At 70.3% G+C, this 1,032-nt stretch carries 2 protein-coding genes; one reads left to right on the top strand and one right to left on the bottom strand.

The features are described 5' to 3' along the window. Positions 1-426 (top strand): transposase (locus ACIRPX_RS46005; RefSeq protein ID WP_404206151.1); only part of this gene is annotated, 426 nt, incomplete at its 5' end. Here the strand turns inward: ACIRPX_RS46005 and ACIRPX_RS46000 are convergent. Next, positions 383-919 (bottom strand): hypothetical protein, encoded by a 537-nt coding sequence (locus ACIRPX_RS46000; RefSeq protein ID WP_404206150.1) that lies wholly within the window; start codon positions 917-919, stop codon positions 383-385. The genes ACIRPX_RS46005 and ACIRPX_RS46000 overlap by 44 nt on opposite strands. Between the last annotated feature and the right edge of the window lie 113 nt (positions 920-1,032).

Below are 1,032 nucleotides of genomic sequence, written 5' to 3'. Positions count from 1 at the left end.
CTGATCAACGGCCGCAAGCGGCACGTTGTGGTCGACACGCTCGGCCTGCTGCTGGGCGTGGTGGTCACCGCCGCGGACACCGGCGACCGCATCGCCGCCCGGGTCCTGCTCGGGCAGGTCGCCGACGTGCACCACCGCCTCGAACTGGTCTGGGCCGACGGCGGCTACACCGGCAGCCTCGTCGAGCACTGCCTGGCCACGCTCGCGCTGGTCCTGGCGATCGTCAAACGCAGCGACGACATGCGCGGCTTCGTGGTGCTGCCCAAGCGGTGGATCGTCGAGCGCCTCTTCGCCCACCTGATGCGCACCCGCCGCCTGGTGCGCGACTTCGAACGCCGCACCACCAGCGGCGAGGCGATGATCTACTGGTCGATGACCCTGCTCATGACCCGCCGCCTTGCCCGCTCACGCCTGCCGCGAGGGTGAACCGGCCCGGCTGCCGCTCGGCCAGCCAGCCCCGCGCGACCAGACGCTTCGCCTTCGAACGCAGTGCCTCCACTCGTGCCGGCACCACGTCCATGCCGAACACGGCGGCCATCTCCTGGCAGGTCAGCGGCCCTTGATGGAGCCGGTCCCGATCTGCGAGTGTCTTGAGGATGCGCTGGTAGTCGGCCGACAGCACCGACCAGGCCAGCCCCTGGCGCCACACCGGCACCTGCGACTTCGGCTTCGCCGCGTCCCGGGGTTCCGGCGGCGCGTCCGCATCCCGCGGATCGTCAGTGACCTCCGTGCCGGCTGTGTTGCCGCCGTCCGGAGCCAGCACCGTGTCGACCCGCCTGCGGGCAATCGCCCACTCCTGCCATTCCTGCTCGGCCGCGGCCAGTTCGGCCTGGATGCGGTCGGCTTCCTCCCGCAGCCCGTCCACTCGACGGCGAGCGGCGAGCTCGTGCTGTTCCAGCAGTCCGACGACTGACGGCATTCGTGACCTCCCGGCGAGCGACAACCCGACAGGCCACCACTCCCACGGAATCACCACTGCTATCCCCGACCAGCGGAAACGCACCGATCACACCCGGAAAGACAACAGCTTCT

The sequence above is a fragment of the Streptomyces sp. NPDC101225 genome (assembly GCF_044767585.1).
GTDB lineage: Bacteria > Actinomycetota > Actinomycetes > Streptomycetales > Streptomycetaceae > Streptomyces.
Note: the sequence above shows the minus strand (reverse complement) of the source record. Positions and strands in the feature narration are given on the sequence as shown.